This is a genomic window from Flavivirga sp. 57AJ16 (assembly GCF_028736925.1).
Taxonomy (GTDB): Bacteria; Bacteroidota; Bacteroidia; order Flavobacteriales; family Flavobacteriaceae; genus Flavivirga.
Genome location: NZ_JAQZAT010000004.1, coordinates 88,000 through 103,966, shown reverse-complemented (window position 1 = coordinate 103,966; position 15,967 = coordinate 88,000). Strand labels below are relative to the sequence as shown.

At 30.5% G+C, this 15,967-nt stretch carries 18 protein-coding genes; 5 read left to right on the top strand and 13 right to left on the bottom strand.

All coding sequences use genetic code 11. From position 1 onward, the window contains the following. Window positions 1–12 precede the first annotated feature (12 nt). Window positions 13–594, top strand: a complete 582-nt coding sequence (locus tag PQO00_RS05700; protein ID WP_274183867.1) for a hypothetical protein — start codon at window positions 13–15, stop codon at window positions 592–594. 492 nt (window positions 595–1,086) lie between these two features. Here the strand turns inward: PQO00_RS05700 and PQO00_RS05695 are convergent, their stop codons facing one another. The 11 genes from PQO00_RS05695 to PQO00_RS05645 all read right to left on the bottom strand — a co-directional run bounded on the left by PQO00_RS05695 (window position 1,087) and on the right by PQO00_RS05645 (window position 9,769). After that, window positions 1,087–2,133, bottom strand: a complete 1,047-nt coding sequence (locus tag PQO00_RS05695) for a DDE transposase (protein WP_274183866.1) — start codon at window positions 2,131–2,133, stop codon at window positions 1,087–1,089. A gap of 351 nt (window positions 2,134–2,484) precedes the next feature. Next, on the bottom strand, window positions 2,485–2,928 hold the full coding sequence (locus PQO00_RS05690) for a GNAT family N-acetyltransferase (RefSeq protein ID WP_274183865.1): 444 nt from the start codon (window positions 2,926–2,928) through the stop codon (window positions 2,485–2,487). Between the two features lie 131 nt (window positions 2,929–3,059). After that, window positions 3,060–3,551 (bottom strand): aminotransferase, encoded by a 492-nt coding sequence (locus PQO00_RS05685; RefSeq protein WP_274183864.1) that lies wholly within the window; start codon window positions 3,549–3,551, stop codon window positions 3,060–3,062. A gap of 68 nt (window positions 3,552–3,619) precedes the next feature. After that, window positions 3,620–4,072, bottom strand: a complete 453-nt coding sequence (locus tag PQO00_RS05680; protein ID WP_274183863.1) for a GNAT family N-acetyltransferase — start codon at window positions 4,070–4,072, stop codon at window positions 3,620–3,622. A 34-nt stretch (window positions 4,073–4,106) separates the two neighbouring features. Then, entirely contained in the window at window positions 4,107–4,586 is a 480-nt protein-coding gene (locus PQO00_RS05675) for a toxin-antitoxin system YwqK family antitoxin (protein ID WP_274183862.1), read from the bottom strand. A 109-nt stretch (window positions 4,587–4,695) separates the two neighbouring features. After that, on the bottom strand, window positions 4,696–5,646 hold the full coding sequence (locus PQO00_RS05670) for a hypothetical protein (protein WP_274183861.1): 951 nt from the start codon (window positions 5,644–5,646) through the stop codon (window positions 4,696–4,698). A 138-nt stretch (window positions 5,647–5,784) separates the two neighbouring features. Further along, window positions 5,785–6,951, bottom strand: coding sequence for a hypothetical protein (locus PQO00_RS05665; RefSeq protein WP_274183860.1), 1,167 nt, complete (start codon window positions 6,949–6,951; stop codon window positions 5,785–5,787). A 280-nt stretch (window positions 6,952–7,231) separates the two neighbouring features. Further along, window positions 7,232–8,197, bottom strand: a complete 966-nt coding sequence (locus tag PQO00_RS05660; protein ID WP_274183859.1) for an alpha/beta fold hydrolase — start codon at window positions 8,195–8,197, stop codon at window positions 7,232–7,234. Between the two features lie 80 nt (window positions 8,198–8,277). After that, window positions 8,278–8,967, bottom strand: a complete 690-nt coding sequence (locus PQO00_RS05655; RefSeq protein ID WP_274183858.1) for a YafY family protein — start codon at window positions 8,965–8,967, stop codon at window positions 8,278–8,280. A gap of 49 nt (window positions 8,968–9,016) precedes the next feature. Continuing rightward, window positions 9,017–9,352, bottom strand: a complete 336-nt coding sequence (locus PQO00_RS05650; protein ID WP_274183857.1) for a GIY-YIG nuclease family protein — start codon at window positions 9,350–9,352, stop codon at window positions 9,017–9,019. After that, the gene (locus PQO00_RS05645) at window positions 9,353–9,769 is read right to left on the bottom strand and encodes an ester cyclase (protein WP_274183856.1); all 417 of its coding nucleotides are present in this window, start codon (window positions 9,767–9,769) and stop codon (window positions 9,353–9,355) included. Between the two features lie 603 nt (window positions 9,770–10,372). Between PQO00_RS05645 and PQO00_RS05640 the strand changes: the two genes are divergently transcribed. From PQO00_RS05640 to PQO00_RS05630, 3 genes are all read left to right on the top strand, one after another. Further along, the gene (locus tag PQO00_RS05640; RefSeq protein WP_274183855.1) at window positions 10,373–10,909 is read left to right on the top strand and encodes a hypothetical protein; all 537 of its coding nucleotides are present in this window, start codon (window positions 10,373–10,375) and stop codon (window positions 10,907–10,909) included. 3 nt (window positions 10,910–10,912) lie between these two features. After that, window positions 10,913–12,025, top strand: coding sequence for a serine hydrolase (locus PQO00_RS05635; protein WP_274183854.1), 1,113 nt, complete (start codon window positions 10,913–10,915; stop codon window positions 12,023–12,025). Window positions 12,026–12,130: 105 nt separating this feature from the next. Beyond that, window positions 12,131–12,412 (top strand): hypothetical protein, encoded by a 282-nt coding sequence (locus PQO00_RS05630; RefSeq protein WP_274183853.1) that lies wholly within the window; start codon window positions 12,131–12,133, stop codon window positions 12,410–12,412. A gap of 32 nt (window positions 12,413–12,444) precedes the next feature. On the opposite strand, the gene PQO00_RS05625 is transcribed toward PQO00_RS05630, so the two are convergent. Continuing rightward, the gene (locus tag PQO00_RS05625) at window positions 12,445–12,753 is read right to left on the bottom strand and encodes a helix-turn-helix domain-containing protein (protein WP_274183852.1); all 309 of its coding nucleotides are present in this window, start codon (window positions 12,751–12,753) and stop codon (window positions 12,445–12,447) included. A gap of 216 nt (window positions 12,754–12,969) precedes the next feature. Between PQO00_RS05625 and PQO00_RS05620 the strand changes: the two genes are divergently transcribed. Next, window positions 12,970–15,171, top strand: coding sequence for a DUF5916 domain-containing protein (locus PQO00_RS05620; RefSeq protein ID WP_274183851.1), 2,202 nt, complete (start codon window positions 12,970–12,972; stop codon window positions 15,169–15,171). Window positions 15,172–15,233: 62 nt separating this feature from the next. On the opposite strand, the gene PQO00_RS05615 is transcribed toward PQO00_RS05620, so the two are convergent. After that, window positions 15,234–15,764 (bottom strand): hypothetical protein, encoded by a 531-nt coding sequence (locus PQO00_RS05615; RefSeq protein WP_274183850.1) that lies wholly within the window; start codon window positions 15,762–15,764, stop codon window positions 15,234–15,236. Window positions 15,765–15,967 lie beyond the last annotated feature (203 nt).

Here is a 15,967-nt window from a genome sequence, read left to right as displayed (position 1 = left end):
AATTAAATTAAGATGAAAAAACTAGTATATTGTTTGTTATGTATAACATTCCTTTGGTCTTGTAAAAAAGAGGCACCTGTCGATTATGCAATATTATCGGGGACAATTAACAATACTAATGGTGTGTTAGCCATAACATCTAATAGCGGTTTTTCTAAAACCATTAATGTTAAAGACAACGGCGTTTTTACCGACACTCTTTATATCGATAACGGTTTGTTTACTATGTCTATGAACAAACAAAATATTCATGTTTTTTTAACAAAAGGGAGTCAAGTGCAGTTTACGGTAAACGGAAAGGAATTTGGCACTTCGTCCGTTTTTAGTGGTAATCATACAAACTTCAACAATTATCATACGTATAAAGCTCAAAAAGAGGAGGAGTTTAATAAAAACAGAGAAGAGTACTTTAAATTAGATGAAGCCGCTTTTGAAGCAATTATTAAGGAAAATCAAGAAGGGTTATTAAAAAAAATAGAAAGTATTTCTGATGTTTCTGAAGCTGTAAAAACACTTGAGGCTTCACAGAAATGTGGAGACTTTCTTTTTTACAATGAGTATAGAATAGATACAGAATGCAGGTTCTTTTCATAAAGGCATATATATCTGTACTGATTGTGATTAATTGAAATCAAATCCTATTATTTCTACTTTGGCGTATTCAGAAAATAGATTGATTTTGAAAAATCAGTTAAAAAAGTCCGAGATTGAATGGTTTCAACTCTCGGATTTTGTGTTTTCTGGGATTTCTGGGGAGAATTTTTGATTTTCAGTGACCTCAGGGCATAACCAGGCCTTAATCTTTTGATTAGGCTAAAGCTAAGCTACTGTTTTTATGCCCTGCTGAAGTATTCTTCTTCCAATTTCCAGAGCGTTAGCCGTATGGATACCGAAGAATATCCAGAGTGTTTCGTTCTTCTTTGTTTTGGCCTTGATCTTTTTGAGATGGTAATATTGTTTCTCATTACCAAAGCTTCCCTCTAAACGCGTAGCCCTTTCCTTGGTGATCTGCCGTTTGAGCAGTTTTTCGCTTTTGTAGCCAACAGGCAGTTTTCCTTTTCTTTTAAAGTCGGTCTTAATGTTGTTCTATGTGATGAACTTTCGGTTGGCATTGGTAGCGTATATACCATCGCCACCCAGTACCCTGACCTTTGTTTTGGTAAGCTGCTGGGCTTTGTAGACCGTATTTTTCAGGCGGGTCCCTTCATTAAAATTATCAAAGCTTAGGTACTCGATAAAACTAATGCTGTCAATTTGTAGCTTATTGACCTTTGCTCCCCATTCGATGGGCTTGACCTCTTTGCCTCGTTTTATAGGACGTATATAGTCCTTTGCTATGCTGACGATACGGTCCTTGGGCAGGATTCCATCATAGAACCAGTGGTATTGTTGTGTGTAAAGTTTACCAATGGTTTTAATGCGTTTTTGATAGTGATCGGTAAAGGCCAATTGTGGATGATCACGGGACAGCTCTTCCTCAAAAGCTATAAACTTTTTTAGTAGTCGCAGCAGCCCTCTGGTTATACCCTTCCGTTTCTTCTTTCGTTTAGAACGGTCTTTGCTGTAACCGGTATAACGTTTTGCCCATTTGATATACTTGCTGCGCGGCATCTTTATACCCAAGAATTTACAGAGGCCCTTTATTTCCTTATAGAGCCAATGGACAGCTTCCCACAATAATTTAGTATCTGTTGGGTAACGTAGCTCACTCTCATAGCAAGTGGCGTCAACCGTGATCTGGCCCTTTGAGTTCAGGAGGGCTGACCAGTAAGAGGCCAGTAGCATTTGCAGCTTGTCCATTTGAAGTTTCTCTGCCAGCTCTCCCCTGATCTGACTGACGATCTTGGTGTTGGTAATACGATCAAGACCTAGGTACATATCACAGAAAAACAGATAATCAATGTTGCTGTTAAGCTGATCGATCAGACGCTTATCGCTTTGACAACAATAATGTTTTAAGAACATTAAGCCTATTCTGCCCCTAGGACTAAACAGCATTTTGGCTCCCTTGACCGATTCTTTTAGACCAAAACCCTTGACCAGGTCATCCCAAGGAATTGCAAGATGAATTTTCCCTAGATCACTCTCTAGAAACCGGGCATAATAGGCATCAAAATGCTCGCTGAAAGTCACTAATTCTTCGTCTTTTCATAGCTCAAGAAAAAAGAAAACCCCGTTTTTGTACCATATCGGTCTTTTTCGGGGTTTTATGTTTCTTCAATTTACGAATAATTATCAGTATTTACAAGGCTTAAGACCTTTTCTGAATATGCCTACCTGTAAAGATTAAAGTTTGATGCAAATTAATTGTGTTTATAGTTGTTTTAACATTATTCAATTTTTGACTAGAAGCCCTATTATTTTATTACATTAGGAATTATAAATAGCAAAAGAATATGTATCCAAGATGATTTAATTTGCCGCATTTTTTAGAAATTTTATCTTTTACAAAATAGGATAGGCTACAGATAATGTTGGCTGTATTTATTTTTTTAATTCCATATGTAAAATGGGGTATGGTTTACCAGAAGAATCCAATTCAGAACGGCGCATTACTTTAAACCCGGAATGTTTATAAAATCCTATTGCTTGTTCATTCTGTTCGTTTACATCAACTTTGGAGACATTCATGTTTTCAATAGAGTATGCCAACAAAAATTTGCCCATTTTTTCCCCTCTATATTTTGGATGAATAAATAACATTTCCAAATTTTTGTCCGCGACTCCCAAAAAACCTATTATTACATTTTTATTGTTCCTTATACATCTTAATTCTACTGCATCTAAATAGGTATTTAAAATTAAAGGTTTGAAATATAGGATATCTTCTTCCTTTAAAAAGTGATGTGTAGCTCTAACGGAAGCCTCCCAAACATTAACCACTTCCTGATGTTCAGATTTATGTATTGTGTCAATTTCTAACCTCATTTTCTATATATTAATACTTTTAAAGTGCATTCAAAATTTATGCTTACTCTAAATAGCTAAAAATTTGTTTTACTCTATAATTGAAAGTCGAATTTGAAAACCCTCAATGGCAATAAAGCGATAATATTTTATTAACCAGCCATCATCCTTGTCATATATAAATTTGCACTAAAACCAGAGTATATTAATAGCTCAATTATTTCATTGTTTGGGACTATATTGTCTTCTAATAGGACTTCGTAGTCATAACTAAATTTTGTCCATTTAAAGTTTGGCTTGAGAAAAAGAATTTTATTCTCTTTTTGATCAAGTAGTTCGAAACCTAATTTCCATAAGCCTATAGCTTTGAGTAGAAATTGGTTATCAGTTTTATTTTTGTTTTCTAATCTAATAATAATATTTCCTTTCCAATTAAATGAAATATCACCTTTATCACTGCCATTTGTTATAATATCAAACTTACTGGCCCAAATGTTTTTTGGCTTAATTTCAATGTTATTGGAATTAAATACTGTTTTCGCGTTACTAGAAAACCAATTAGAATATATTAACTCTAGCAATCTGTTATTATCATTATTTTTAATTTCAAAATTACCTGTTGAAGAGGTTGATTCGATTTTCATATTTTTTTAAATTTTATGTAATTATATAAATTGTATGATTAGAAACAGATTTTATGCGACATTTAATTTTAAAAATGTATTTTCATTCCTTCATGAGAAGCCTTAAACCCTAAAGCTTCATAGAATTTAATTGCGTCTGGTCTTTTTTTATCAGTTGTTAATTGAAGTAGATGTGCGTTTCGTTTTTTGGCTCTATTAATGGCCCACTCAAACATTTTTTTTCCTATTCCACGCCCTCTTTGATCTTTTCTAATTCTTACGGTTTCAATTTGTGCCCTTATTCCTCCTTGATATGTCAAATATTGTATGAAAGATAATTGTAATGTCCCTATAATTTCATGGGTTTCATTTTCAACTACAATTAGTTCTTGATTTTGGTCCGCATCTATATTTTCAAAGGCATTGAGGTATTCAATGGGCAAAGGTATTTGAAAATTTTCCCTAGTTTTCCCTAGGTTATCATCTGCAATCATGTCCACAATTTTAACAATATCATTTTTTGTTGCTTTTCTAAATTTCATCTTATATATTTCTGATTTTCTGTCACTTAAATGATTAGTGACAATAAAAAGTATTATGCTTGTTAATTCGCACATAATTTTCATATTCCTCTTTGGAAACTTTTTTATCCATGATGAAATATTCTTTTCCGACATCTTTAATCCACCAAATGCCATGTTTTTTTCCATTTAACATTTCAACTTTCCAATTCACTTCACCATTCTTGTCATAAGTAATTGAAAGTCCATTTTGGTGTCCGTTTTGTAGTTCATTTATTCCTCTAAGTATTCCATCAATATAGTATTCTGATTTTCCCTCACCACGCCCATCAATAAACCGCCCTAATGCATAGTGGGTTGATCTTTCGTGGATTATTTTATACTTTCCGTTCAATAGTTTATTGTTTACTGAAAAAACCATAGCAGAATCCTCTGAAATAGTTATGTCTAGATCAGAGTATTTAATCTCTTTAATATTTTGTGAATTGCTTTTGCATAATGAAAGAATAAATAAAACTAATATCAGTTTTTTCATAATTATTATAAGAATTAATTTATGATTAAAGTTTTGGGCAACCATTTGATTATTTTTATGGCTTAAGTTCAGGTTTAAAGATCCTCAAATAAATGTTTTCGATTGATAATCATTTATTTTTTAATTTGCATATATTAAGAAAACCTTTACCTCCTATATATAAATAATTTCCATACATGTTTACAAAGTATACATCTGTTGATTTTGCCATACCTAGATTTTGTTTAGGGGTTAAAGAGACTTCATAGTCCACTTGGAAATTATGTTTGTTATAAACGATTAATTTTTTTCTACTTTGGGGAAGTAAAATAAAATAGTCTTGTGATGCTGTAAAAAATAATTTCCCTTTTTCTAAATGATGATTTATAATGAATTTGAAATCTTTATCAAATTCGCTCAATATACTAAACTCAAAATCAGGACCACTTTTGCTACGAGTAGCAGCCCCACCATTAGTGTAAATCAAGGTTTTGTTTTTATAAGCTCCAATTGATTGAATGTTGAGCCATTCTCCATCATAAAAATTTCTACTGGTTTTTGGGTATCTTTTTACATCTAGTGTTTTTAATTCCTTAATGGCTATTTTTCGTTTTAAAAACTTAAAAATATTTTGGTTGCCTATTTTAATTTGAGTCCAATATTTTGGAGGGAAGAATACTGAAGTAGCTTCCTCAACTCCAATAATAAAAGTGTCGTCGTCTTCATTATATATGACACTGGATAGAAATGGTAATGGATGAGTTGCTTCATCGGGATAAGGATGTTTAAGCTGAACGGACTTCAATTTATATTCCAAAGATTCACATAAAATAATCTTACCAAAAGAATCCGATAATCCAAAACCCTTTTTGTATTTAAAAAAAGAGATATAAAAGTTAAGGTTATTAAATTTTGTTGGATTTGGTAAATTAATTTCTTTCTCAAAATTTCCATAAACACTTACTGTAGGGTTTCCCAATTGATGTTTAAATATTGCTAAATCATTCCCACTCAACGGCAAAACCCCTAAAACCTCAGTTCCTTTTCTGAATTTATATTGATATCTAATTTCTGTTTTCACCAAAATGGACACTTATTTGGCCCTTTATTCTATTTCTAATGAATTGATATAGGTATTAAAGATGGTGCTATCCTAATTGTTATACTTAGATATGAACCGCATAACTTCATATAACTATTTAGTTACCATACAGAGTTTTTAATTGGTAATCCTTCCACTAATATTCAATTCAGCATTATTGTAACCAATATTATTGACATAATCATCTATTGGAGAACTAACAATTTCCCATGAGTTTTCATTAAAGTTAAGGTGAAACACTGCTGTCGCCTCATATTCACCTTCTATAGGAGTATTAGTCACTACAACGTTTATAGTCCCATCTTCTCCAGGGTTTATATTTCCGCCAGTATCTTTTGACAATGTAGCAACGAAGATATTATTTAGTCCAGCTACTGGAGTAGTTACATTAGTATATTCATTTGGGCCCATCGTTGAAATAGGATAATTTCCTTTGTTTGTCCAAGAACCTATACCAATTCCATTATAAGTATTCCCCATCTGTAAATCAGGTATAACAACCTCTTCCTGATTAAAAAAAATCGGATTTTGTGTATCTACAATTATTCTATACACTATTGACTTTGAATTTGTAGAATTGCTAATTTTGAAATCAACAGTATTTGGGTATTCAAAATCTATACTTCTTCCAGTCTCTATTGGATATTCACTGAAATTTTCGCCATTAATTCGATATTCTATTTTTGAACCTATATATTCTATTACAGGTTTTATGTCAGAAAAATCTATAGTTGTTGGAAATAAACAAACTAGAAGAGAATCAGCAATTTGTGTTGACTTCGCTTCTTTTATTAAATTAATGTTGGTAGATGATGAGTTATCATTCGCTAATAACTCAAAACTAGAAATTGAAAGTTTCTCTTCATCAGGATTAGGAGCTATAATTACTCTAACATTATAATGAATGCTCATTTCAGGATTAGTATTTGAAGTAATTTCATACCTCATATAATCAATTTCAGAGAAATTTTCCTGCGAGCCCACTGAAGGAAATATATTAAACTTACTTGTATCTATATTTACTGATTTGAGCGTAAGAGCTAATGATGTTATAGTATGTGGTAGTGTAATAATAATCACACCTTCATATAGCTCTTCATTGTTATCAAGTATGGGTTGTGTAATTTGGATGCCCACATAATCAATTTCCTCAAAAGGGAAGTTTGATAATTTGGCTTCTTGTAGGTTAATTTCTTCATCAGGATTAATTGGTGTATTGTTATCAGAACTACAACCTGAAAATAAAAGTGCTAAAATTAGTGATTGGATGAAAACTTTTCTCATGATTTTTTATTTACAAATGTCTATTTGGATAACTCTTGTTATCATATCAATTTATTATTAATTACTATCATTATGGATTTTAGTAAGACAGTTCTGTATATAGTGTTTACAGTCTTATCCTTAACTTTAAAATACCCTCAAAAATAACAATTGTTATTTCAGTGATAGATATTTTCTTACTAATAATTAACTTAGTACTAAAAAGAATATTTTATTTGGATATTATTTATAGTATTACAACAGTCTAGTGAAAAACTAAAGGGTATACTAAACTTATAAACTAATAATTATCTTGTTGCTCTAACCATTTTAAAATTGTTTGATTGGTTGCTTCTGGAAGCTCTTGCTGGATCCAATGTCCACATTCTAAACTAACTACTTCAACTTTAGGTACAAACTCTGACAGTCGCTCAAACTTAGGGATCATATCTTGATTACCATAAATCATGAGAGCAGGCTGTTGGATAATGGGATCTACCTTTGCTAATAAATGCCAGTTACGATCAAGATTTCTATACCAATTGATACTTCCTGTAAACCCTTTTAACTCGAATGCAGAAACAAAAACGTCTAGTTCGTCCTCACTCATTATTGGTTCACCGAGTGTTTCTTCTTTAGTGGCTAGATTTATCATTAACATACCAGATTCTGGTGCTTTTTTTGGGAGATTTTTGCTGAATAAATTTCTAAGGAATTTGGAAACATTTTTATCCAATATTGCATCTGCAATACCTGGTTGTCGATTGAAGTGGACAAAATAAAAATCTTCCCCAAATATTTCTTCCATAAACTCAATCCAAGGCTTTTTTCCTCTTTCTTGGTAGGGTAGTGCCAAGTTTATAACCTTATTTACCCGTTTTGGGTACAGTAGGGTCAGGCTCCAAACCACATTTGCTCCCCAATCATGACCAACAAAGGTGGCTTTTTCGTATCCATAATAATCCAGAAGCGCTACGAGATCCCCTGTTAAGTGTTCAATATCATAATCAGTTACTTCGGATGGATGAGATGAGTTACCATAACCCCTCTGATTTGGGACTATAACATGGTAGCCTGCTGCTGCAAGTGCAGATATTTGATGACGCCAAGAAAATGCATGCTCTGGAAAGCCGTGACAGAGTACGATAGGTTTGTCTACATTTTCTTGACCTGCTTCAAATACTTCGAGTTCAATACCATTAACTTGGATCATTGTAGGTTTTGGAAATTCAATTGGATTGAACTTTGTGTTAATTGCGTTTGCCATTTTTTATATTGTTTATAAGTTATAATTAATGCAAACGTAAATAGGGTTAGGGACAGCCCTATGTCAAGGGGTACAAAAAATTAGTGGTATTTGTCAAAATACTCTTGTAAAGTCATATTGTGTGGTTTAAAGTTTTCAGATTTAATCGCCATACTTTGAATTCTATCTAACCGAAAAAATCGAAATTCCTTACGCAAACGACACCAAGCAATCAAATACCAATTTTCAGCACTCACCAGTGCAAATGGCTCTATCATTCTATTTGTTATAGTACCTTCTTTGTTTGTATACTGTATATTGACAAGGTTGTAATTGGTAAGGGCATATTGTAAGTCTGATAAATTGTTACTATTTCTTTCTAAATTAAGAACTTGGTTATATTGAGTTCTATTAGCCAGTAAATTTACTTTGTCTTTGATAGCATATCTTAAGATTGATTTAATTTTATCAATTGCTTCTGAATAATCTTTTACAAATGAGGCATCTTTGCTTTTAAGCACCAACTGTTCAGCTAGCATTAAGGCGTTGGCTTGTTTTTCAGTAAACATAACAGGTGGAATTTTATATCCATCCATTAAAGTATAGCCCTTTCCTTCTTCTGTCAAGATAGGAACACCTGCTTTCTCCAATGCTTTTATATCCCTATAGATTGTTCTTTTGCTTACTTGAAATTTTTGGGATAACTCAGAAGCAGTTACAATTTGTTTAGTTTGTAATTGAATTAAGATTGCTGCCAATCGAGATAATCTATTTACTTCTGAATATTCCATTTTTATCTCTTAATTCGCGATTACTTATACACCGCGTTAGCAACTGCTTTTAATACGCATTTTTAATTTTCAGTTCTTCAATTATTAAATCTTGAAGAGTTTTTAATTCCTTATTATAGTTTAAATTTTCCTCATCACTTTTCTTCAATTCTGATAAAACTTCAAATACGAATTTGTCTTCTCCATATTGATTCCAATCTTTTTGCAAATCCTTGTTTCTATGGTTTCCAAATTTGAGTTCCATTTTATGGCGATTCCACTTTGATTCCATGTCTACACCATTATCTATCAAACATTTTTCATTCACAGTGCATTTTATTTGAAAAACTCCCATATGAAATTCCATTTGTTTGTATTCGTCCTTAAGCTCTTTCTTTGTTTTCATTTATATAAATCCTAATTGTTTCATAACTGATTTTCTATCGAAAATTTGAGTATGACCATTTATTAAATGGCCTTTGAAATGATAAATGGTCATTCCTTTTGCATTAATGGGTTTTTTAGTTGGAGGGTGTTCCCCAATTTGTCCCAAATTTGTTCCTGTTAAAATCCAAGTGATTGCCACGTGATTTTCGTCCTCTATGGCAGACGTTATATCAAACTTCATGTCAGGAAATGGCTTGAAGGAACCTAATTCCATACGATTCCTGAATTCTGAATGGGATAATGTTTTCCTTTCCCAAGGGTCATCGGGATCAAGGTGGATTGTGTATTCATTATGGATATATTTCTCAATTTTCTTAAAGTTCTTTTTATTCCAAACTTCATTAATAAATTCTCTTAGGAAAGATTCTTTGCTCATTTTATTCCTTTAAGTTGGTGCTAGTGTTTAGTATATAATTTGTGTTGCCTTATAACACTTGTAAAGTGAGGCAGATATGTTTTTGTATTTCAGCAGATCAATATTCAAAAAATAGCAAAATGAATTATAAATAAGCTTTATGTTTCGTAATTTAGAGATTTTTTAAATACCAAAAATTTTATTAAGTACAAAAATAGCATTTCTATTTTTGTAACAATCTTCTATATTTTGCTAATAATTAAATTAGTTTTTAGTTGGGTCTTAGAATCTAAAAACTAAACCTTTGTATAATCATACAAACATAATAATCGTTATTATAATAAGAAAGGTGCCTGTCACTAATAATTTTATTAGTGTTTAATAAATTTTTCTTAATCCATAAAAAATTATTTTTGAAACATAGATTCATAAAAATCCCCTCTTAATATTTTGTTTTTTTGCTTATAAGAAGTTTCAGTTCATGCTAAGTAACATAATTATTAAAGATTATTCTAATCTAAAAAAAGGTAGTTGCCTTTTGAACACAAATAAAAAACTAGATAAATATTAATATTGTTATCGTTCTCAAAATAATGTATAACTGTAAACTAAAAAAATTAATAAATGAAATATTTAAGATATAAATTAGTCTTTATTTTTTTTGTCTTAATTATATCCAATCATAAAGTAAAAGCACAGAATTTTTCCGAAACTCAAAAGTTATATTCCGTTGTAAATATATTTAAAACATCTTTTTATGATTCAACAAAAGAACAAGAGTTTTATGATCTGTTTTTACATGACTCCATCACTTGGGCATCGGTTTATGAAGGAAAGACAAAAGAGTTTCTTAAAACCAAGGAAGATTATCAACATTTCTTTTCGGGGAATTTCATGGACTTTTATGAATATCTCAAAAGGGAAGGCAACTGCGAAGAAGATTTCTATAATTTAGTAATTAATGTTGATAATAACCATGCTACGATTAGCTTTGAATATACGTTCAAAAAAAAGAATGAAATTCAAAATTGGGGAAAGGAATACTGGACCTTGTTAAAAGTTGATGGTAACTGGAAAATAGCCGCAGTCTTATGGACCATGAACTATCAAAATATAGAAAAATGTCCATTTGTTAACAATTCATATTATAACAAATTTTAAACTATGAAAAAAGTATTATACTTATTAATAATTATAAGTTTTACTTCTTGTAAAAACAAAACTGAACATAATTCCAAATCCCTAACCAAAAACTCAATTTATGAGCAAACAGATGCTTATGTAAATAAGATGATGGATAGTCTCGGTATTATTGGACTCAACTACGCTATTCTCCTTAACAAGGAAGTAGTACATCAAAAAACATTTGGTCTTTCTAATTTAGACTTACAAGTTGCCATGAAACAAGACAACCTCTTTCCTGTAGCTTCAATATCAAAATTATTTAGTTCAACAGCCTTAAATAAACTTTTGAAAACAAAAGATAGAAGCATTAATGAAACTGTCGGACAAATTCTACCAGAAAGGACAGACTTGCCATTATCATGGAGAAACTTAACTATAAAGCAATTACTGTCTCATACTTCGGGTATGCCCGATCAAATTGATTATCAAATTTTTTTAAATCCAGAAAATGATGAATTTGTTATTGAAGCATTAAAGGACAAGCCTTTTGTGTTTGAACCAAATGAATCTACTCGATATTGTGCTACTGGTTTTTTACTTCTTCGTATGGTTTTTGAAAAGGTTTCAGGGCAGAATTTTGAAGCCTATATGAAAGAGAATTATTTTGAAAAGTTTGATCTTACAAGTGCTGAATATGGCGGGTTTTTGAAGACCATTCCTAATAGGGTTACAAGTTACAGGACTGTTAATGGGCAATTAGAGTTATTTCCGTTGGGGTATTCTCCAAGCATGTATGCTGCTGCAGGGCTTAATATCAATATAGAAGATTTAACAAAATGGATTCAATATGTATTGAACGAAAAAATAATGAACAAAGAAAAGCTGTCAACGATATGGAAACCAGTAATATTAAATAATGGAAAACCTGGATATTTTGGCTTAGGATGGGAAACTTATAAGCTAAAAAACAATATTTGGATGACAGGACATGGCGGAGCAGGAATTTCTTCTGTACGGCATTATTGGAAAACTGACTCCGATGAAACTGTAACAATCATTTTATTAACAAATGGAGCTAGAAACTGGTTACAAACCCCAGATGATATAAATATGACTATTGCCAATTACTTCATGTCTGGTGTTATTGATTAAATATAAAATCATATACTATTTATTAAAAATTAAAAAGGGAAGTAAACCTTGCTTTTAATTAGAGTATAAATTCACTCCAAATTATTATTTATTATTACCCAATTATTGTCAAAACGACATGATTCTAGTGAATTCGCAACTCAAATTTTTATAGATGATTTACATGCTGTTATTGAGTACTATAAGAGTAACGATCTACAGCAAGTGGTTTTAATTAGGTCAGTCTTGGAGGCTATGTTAGCTACTGCGTATGTTAATCAATTCCCAGATGATATATTGGGTTTAGTTTTAAAGGAACCCGGAGGTTTCACTTGGGGAGGCACAAAAGAATATATAAGTCGGTCACAATTTTTAGAGGTCTTTTCTGAGTCTATAAGCCGATTTTGAAAAAACTTAGTTTTTTAATTGATTAGCAAAAGTTAATGATTAATCTTGATCTTTTCTTTTTTTATATATTTTTTCCCCCAAACACGTAACTCAAGTAATACAGACATCAAATCTTCTCCTTTTTTTGTGAATTCATAATACGGACCTAGTTCATTGTCTTCTGAAGTATGTTTTTCCAAAATCTCTTCATTTAATAAAGATTTTAAGCATTTGGCTAGCATGTAGTCAGAAACTAAAACAATATCATTTTTCAATTCAGAAAACCTTGTACATCCTTTATTAATTGAAAATAAAATTTGAATGACCCATCTCTTTTTTATGATATTCACAGATTGGTTCATTGTACATCGTTTAAATAAATATAACTCATTTTGAAAATTTGATGAGTTTTCTTTTCTATTGGACATAATGATAAAATTATTAGTAGTGTAAAACTACAAAGTAATTAGAACATACTGAAACCTAATAAAATTATTAGTGATAAAACAACATCTGAAAATTTAATTTTCAAATATTTTTAAATCTTCAAAAATTAAACAGGTAACTTTTTAGATAAAATGATCCTTAATACAAACCAATTTATAAATAAAAAAATCTTTATAATTATTTTTTTTCTAATTAAAAATTTATGTTCTCAGAACAGTGATTTTTCTGTATTACAAATTAATGATGGCACGGTTAAAATAGACGGTGAATTAGATGAGACAGCTTGGAGGAAAGCTTTTTCTATTAATCAATTTTTTAACCATTTTCCTAAGGATACTGGTAGTGTAGAAAAACCAATTTCAATTAGAATTTTTCATGATAGTACAACCATATACTTTGGGATAACTGTTGAAGAAAATACTGATAAATACATAGTAAGTTCATTAAAACGAGATGAGATTTATGATGATTTTATAAAGGGAGACGGTTTTGCAATTATTTGCGATCCTACAGGTGAACAAAATTCTGGTTTTTTCTTTGGAGTAAATGTTAAGGGAGTTCAATCAGATGGTATAATATCAATTGTGAACGATAATTATTCTATCGATTCTAGTTGGAATACAAAGTGGAAAACTCAAACCAAAATTAAAGATTCTCTGAGAATATACGAAATAGCAATTCCAATTAATGCTATACCACATAGCTTATATAAATCAACCTGGAATTTTAATTTTCTTAATGTAGATGCCAAAGTTCCTCAACATGGAACACTTACGTCATTCCCGAGAAATTATAATTCATATGATCTTAGATTCACTAAAAAGATGATTTTAAAAGATTTATCTAAAAACAAATCGAAGCGTTTTACAGCAATACCATATATGGTTTATAATTATGGTAAGACTTTTGAAGTTAATGAACAAAATAAAAAGTTTGATGTTGGAGGGGATTTAAAATATAATCTTTCCCCTTCATTAAAATTAGAAGCTACTATAAACCCTGATTTCTCTACAATTGAACTTGATAACCAAATAACAAATCTTACAAGATTTGATATAAGCTATGAAGAAAGAAGAAATTTTTTTCTTGAAAATGGAGATTTATATAACAATCTTGGAACTAGAGGTGTAAACCCATTTTATTCTAGAATAATTGGCAGTGAGTCATTAATACAGTATGGGGTTAAGTTTTCAGGAAATCTTTCTACTAATTTAAGAGTAGGGGCACTTAGTGCAACAACTGGAACAGAAGATGACAAAAATGGGCAAAATTATAGTGTTTTAGTAGGCAGACAAAAATTGTCTAAGAGTCTTACAACTACTGCTTATTTGGTAAATCGTCAAGAACTTGGCAAAACGAAAATTCAAAATAACTACAATAGAGTTTCTGGTTTAAATATAAACTACATTTCGTCTAATAATAAATGGTTAGGACAAATTGGTTATGGAAAAAGTTTTTCACCAGATATAAAGAAAAAAAATAATCATTTAAATGCGGCCTTATCTTATTCAACCCGTTCATGGTTGGGGTCAACAACCACATCTTATACACAGAAAAATTATATTACTGATGTAGGTTTTGTGCCTCGATTAAACAATTTTGATGCTGCTCTAGACGAAACAATTAGAGAAGATTATATCGAAAACTATACAGAAATCATTTATAATAATTATAAACCAAGTAATTTGATTCGTGATAAAAATGAACATAAAATTCGCTTTACAACTTTTCTTGATTCAAATTTGAAAATGAGTGAAGAAGAAATAGAATTAGTTAATATTTGGAGATATAAAGATCTTGGTTATTTCTTTTTTAATGTTTTTTTCAATCACAATAACCTTAAATATAGTACACAAATTCTTAACAATGATAAAATTTTGCCCCCAGCTATATATAATTCTGTCTTTGCAAGAGGTGGATATATATCTTCACCTAATAAAGTTTTTTCTTTTCAAAACAGATATTTATATGGGAATTTCTACAATGGCACTCGTTTTAATATTGAATTAATTACAGCTCTTAGGCTTCAACCTTGGGCAAAAATAAACGCTGATTATAATTTAAATTTAATAGATCTCAAGGAATATGGAGAAGAAACTTTTCACACCTTGAATTTTTCAAGTAGTGTTTTTTTTAATAAGAAATTATCATGGACTACTTTAATGCAATTAAATACGCAAAAAAACAATATAGGATTTAATGCACGATTGCAATGGGAATTTGGCCCTCTTTCTTTTTTGTACATCGTATTTTCTAATAATTATAATCCAGAAGATTTTAATACTAAAAACTATGGGTTTTCAATTAAAGCTAACCATTGGTTAGACTTCTAAATTAAACAATTGGTCATAATATGATTTATATAAGTAAAATTATTTCTAGAAGAAGTTTGAACTTAAAAATTAACAACACTATCCAAAGCCTCATCTCCATCTCTATGAATAAAATTGGCTTGATAATTAAGTACGGTTTTTAAATCACTATGCCTGTATAGTTTTTGAAGCATTAGTGGGTGAATGGAATCTCCAGCAATATTTCCAAAACTATGACGAGCAATATGATTTGATAGGTTTTTCATTTTTTTCATTATATAGTAAAGTCTATCGTTTTTAAAATCAGACCACTTTAATCTGACAACATCAGAAATTCTAATTCCAGCAAAATAAAAAGCAATAAGCCAAACATTACGAGTATGCCAAATTGATGATAATTCAGGAAGATTTAATTGCTCAATTCTTTCAATTTCTTTTTTTGTTAATCCTATTTTATGATTAGAACTTTTAATGCGTATTCTTTCTTTTTCATTAGCAAAAGGATAAATTGTATTATCGATAAAATTATTTCTTATGGCAATATTAAAAATAGTTCTAATAAAAATTAGCTGATTAGTAATGGGTCTTAAAAAAGGTTTAATTTTTTTAAACAAATCAAAATGTTTTAAAGTTAAAATGAATTTTGAAGCAATTTTAAATTGCCCAAAAGAAGCTATTTTTAGAGAATTATAGGTGGTTTTAGTGGGATAAAAAATATATTTTACGCCTAATCTAACGAGAGTTCAATAATGTTGTGATTGCATCGAACTCACGTTAATTCTAGATAAAAACTAATGAAATATGAAAACATTCAGCA